The 4,281-nt window shown below is 57.7% G+C and carries 2 protein-coding genes and 1 pseudogene; all 3 read left to right on the top strand.

What is annotated here, in order from left to right:
- Positions 1-537 (top strand): annotated as a pseudogene (locus Q0K43_RS10480) (V-type ATP synthase subunit B); the annotation flags it as partial.
- Between the two features lie 3 nt (positions 538-540).
- A complete protein-coding gene (locus Q0K43_RS10485) occupies positions 541-1,248 on the top strand; it encodes a V-type ATP synthase subunit D (RefSeq protein ID WP_297290475.1) in 708 nt (235 codons plus the stop codon).
- Positions 1,249-1,612: 364 nt separating this feature from the next.
- Positions 1,613-4,281 (top strand): bifunctional diguanylate cyclase/phosphodiesterase (locus Q0K43_RS10490; protein WP_297290476.1); only part of this gene is annotated, 2,669 nt, incomplete at its 3' end.

Below are 4,281 nucleotides of genomic sequence, written 5' to 3' on the forward strand. Positions count from 1 at the left end.
GCCACCATGTACGAGCGCGCCGGCCGTCAGCTGGGCAAGAAGGGCTCCATCACCATGATCCCCATCCTCACCATGCCCGAGGACGACAAGACCCACCCCATTCCCGACCTGACCGGCTATATCACCGAGGGCCAGATCATCCTGTCCCGGGAGCTGTTCCGCAAGGGCATCAATCCCCCGGTGGACGTGCTGCCCTCCCTGTCCCGTCTGAAGGATAAGGGCGTGGGCGTGGGCAAGACCCGTGAGGACCACGCGGGCACCATGAACCAGCTGTTCGCCGCCTACTCCACCGGTAAGGAGAACAAGGAGCTGATGAGCATCCTGGGCGAGGCCGCCCTCTCCCCCACCGACCTGCTGTACGCCAAGTTTGCCGACGAGTTTGAAAAGCGCTACGTCTCCCAGGGTACCGATGAGAACCGCTCCATTACGGAGACCCTGGACCTGGGCTGGGAGCTGCTGAGCATCCTGCCCAAGGCGGAGCTGAAGCGTATCAAGCCGGAGTATATCGAGAAATACCTCCCGAAAAAGGAGGGATAAATTATGCCGGCCATTAACGTAAACCCCACCCGGCAGGAGCTGACCCGGCTGAAAACCCGGCTTAAGACCTCCATCCGGGGCCACAAGCTGCTGAAGGATAAGCGGGATGAGCTGATGAAGCAGTTCATGGACGTGGTACGGGAAAACCGGGCCCTGCGCAAAAAGGTGGAGGAGGGGCTGATGAAAGCCCACGGCTCCTTCACCGTGGCCTCCGCCCTCATGTCCTCCGAAATGCTGGAGCAGTCCCTGCTGTATCCCAAGCAGAGCGTGGAGCTGGACATGACCTTCCAGAACATCATGAGCGTCAATGTGCCCGTCTATCAGTTCCGCACCAAGAGCGACGACGCCGGGGAGATCTACCCCTACGGCTTCGCCGCCACCTCCGGCGAGCTGGACGGCGCGGTGGACGCCCTGTCCGGGGTGTTCCAGGATATGCTCAAGCTGGCCGAGATCGAAAAGACCTCCCAGCTGCTGGCGGAGGAGATCGAAAAGACCCGCCGCCGGGTCAACGCCCTGGAGTATGTGAAGATCCCCCAGATGGAAGAGGCCATCAAGTATATCTCCATGAAGCTGGACGAGAATGAGAGGGCCAACACCATCCGCCTGATGAAGGTAAAGGATATGCTCCTCAAGGAAGCCATCGAGGAGCGGCAGGAGGCCGACGCCCGGGCCGTGGAGGCCTTCGGCGGCACGGCGCCTCAGGAAAGTTAAGACTCAGTTTCTCCCATATTGATATCCCCGGCCAGACGTCCCCGCGGGGGGACGTCTGGCCGGGGATGTTTGCGTCCGGGGCCTGAAAATCCAAGGAGGTAACTTTTTTGCAAAAAAACAGGGCGATAACTGCAAAAATGTAACCGCAAAGAGGGGGCGGGGGCGGGGAACTGTCTATTGCCTTTCCGATTGGCCCATGCTAAAATAAATACTGAATTAAGGATAATTTGGTGGATCTTGCTGCGTCAGGGCGGCCTGCAAGATCCGCCTGCAGTTTTAATAGAACACCCTCCGGCGGTTGTCGGAAGAGGATGGATTGGCCCGGCATATAGGCCGTTTTGATCAGAAGTTGGGGATGGGACTTATGGATAAGTCGATGAAGCGGACAAACCGCCTTACGTTAGCCGCCTTTGGGGTATTGCTTCTGGTGGTGGGCGTGGTATCATTCCTGTTATTTCAAAATTCGTTACAGGCCAATTGGTTTGTCAGGCAGCGCACCTGGGAGTACCTGTCCAATGTGGCGGTTCAGATTGCGGAAAATATCAACAGCCGAATCCACAACTCGGTACAGACACTGCGGATGCTGCGGGACAGCGCCGTGCTGTTTGAACCTGAGCAGACCAAAAATTTTTTGGAACGCAAGAAAGAATTTGCAGAATATGACGAGCTACTCCTGTTTGATACGCCGGAGCTGACGGTCCAGTGGCTGAACCAGACCTATCCTGGTACCAGCGTGGATGTGGAGGAATTACGCAGCGGGCAGGAGCAGCTGCTGGCAGTGCCGGAACAGGATACCCTGATCTACTGTGTCCCGGAGGAGACGGGCGAAGACAGCGCCGTATTGGTGGGCATCAAGCGCAAAAGCACCCTGCAGGAGTTGCTCAGCTATGAGAGCTTTGATGGTGAGGGCACGTCCTTTGTGGTCATGCAGGATGGCACGGTGGTAGCCCAGCCGGAGGACAGTCCGCTGGCCGACCGTATGATACGGGATGGGATGCTTGAAATTGATGGAAATGACAATGCGGTGTACAAGCTCTACCAGGGGCTGAAAGCCAACCGCTCCGGAATGCTCCAGATCGAAGAGGACGGTCAATGGCTGATGCTGCGGTATGATCCGCTGCAATATCGGGACTGGAGCATTGTGACCGTCATACCCAGTAACATCATCAGTATGGGCATCGACGTGTTGTCCACCCACAACCTGATCCTGGCCAGCGTTGTCATTTTCCTGCTCTATTCCAGTATTCTGATCCTTGCCATCAGCAGCCGGCACCACAGAAGGAAGCTGGAGCGGCTGGCCTACTATGACAGCCTGACCGGCGGAATGAACGACACCAGATTCCGTATGGTGGCACAGAAGCTGATCCGGGAGAACAGCCGCAGGTACGCCCTGGTCTCTATGGATATTATGGAATTCAATCTGATCAATAAGGTTTTCGGCACCGCTGAGGGCAATCAGACCCTGATCTACGTCTATCAGCAGCTCAAAAGCCATCTGCGGGAGGACGAGCCTCTGGCCCGTGACTTTGGCGATGTGTTCTATTTCCTGATCAAGAGCCGGGACGAGACGGAGATCACCGCCCGCCTGGAGCAGATCTACCTGGATGCCAATGATTTTAACAGGACGCAGCAGGAACCCTTCGGACTGGACTTCTATTTCGGCATCTACCTGCCCGACGATGGGGAGGAGTCCCTGACCGACATGCAGGAAAAGGCCAACCTGGCCCGCAAGTATAAGAAGGGTGACTTCCGTTATCGGTATCACTTCTATGATGAGAAGGCCCAGGAGAAGCACCTGAAGGAAAAAGAACTGATGAACGAGGTGGATTACGCCCTGGAGAAGGGGGAGTTCATGGTCTACCTCCAGCCCAAGGTGGAGCTGAAAAACGGCCGGGTGGCCGGCGCGGAGGCCCTGCTGCGGTGGAAGCACCCGGAGCGGGGCATGCTGTCCCCCTCCATGTTCATCCCGCTGGCAGAACGATACCGGCTGATTTGTCAACTGGACCTGTTTGTGTTTGAACAGGTGTGCCAGACCCTGGCCCGCTGGAAGAAGGAGGGCAGGGAGCTGCTGCCCATCTCGGTAAATCTGTCCCGGCAGAATATGGACACCCCCAACTTCCTGGACGACTACCGCCGCCTGTGCAGGCGGTATAAGATCGACCCCGCCATGATCGAATTTGAGCTGACCGAGACCATCTTGTTCCAGGACCCGGAGGGCATCAAGGGCTATATCGACGAAATGCACTCCTATGGCTTCCAGTGTTCTCTGGACGACTTCGGCACCGGCTTTTCCGCCCTGGGCCTGCTCAACGACCTGGATGTGGACGTGATCAAGCTGGACCGCAGCTTCTTTGCGGGCAAAAATGACAACCGCCGGGGCCGCCGAATCGTAGAGGCCATCCTGCGCCTGACGGCGCAGCTGCACATCCGCACGGTGGCGGAGGGCATTGACGACGCCAAGCAGGTGGAGTATCTCCGCCAGGCCACCTGTGATATGGTACAGGGTTTCTATTTCTTCAAGCCCATGCCGGTGGAGCAGTTCGAGGCGGCGGTATATCAGGACGGACACCCCAGATATGTGGAGCCGTTGCTGTCCCGGCCGGAGGGCGTACTGCCGGTGGAGCGGCCTGACAACGACAACATGGTACTCTTCTCCTACTTTGTGGAGGAGGACCGTGTGGCCTTTTCCAGCGCATTTTCGCCGGTGATGGAGGGACGGAACAACTTTACCGACGCCATCGCCCTGTTCCGCAACTCCCCCCTCATTCACGAAAACGACCGGGAGGACTTCTTCCGGGGATTGGAGCGGTGCCGGCGAGACAATGTGTGGCATGAAAACACCCTGCGCTTCTGCATGTCCGACCGGCGCTATGAGTGGCTGGAACTGTATCTGCACCGGGACAAGCGGTATGACGGCGGCGGCGAAGTGATCACCGGTATTCTGGTCAATACCTCGGTGTGGAAGAGCGAGCTGAACCACTGGAAGGAGAAGGCCAACCGGGATGCGCTGACCGGCCTTTACAACCGGGAATA

Origin of the sequence: uncultured Flavonifractor sp. (genome assembly GCF_944383115.1) — a bacterium.
In the GTDB taxonomy this organism is placed as follows: domain Bacteria; phylum Bacillota; class Clostridia; order Oscillospirales; family Oscillospiraceae; genus Flavonifractor.

Coding starts and splice junctions, on each gene's coding strand:
- Q0K43_RS10485 (WP_297290475.1), top strand. CDS start 541: ATGCCGGCCATTAACGTAAACCCCACCCGGCAGGAGCTGACCCGGCTG.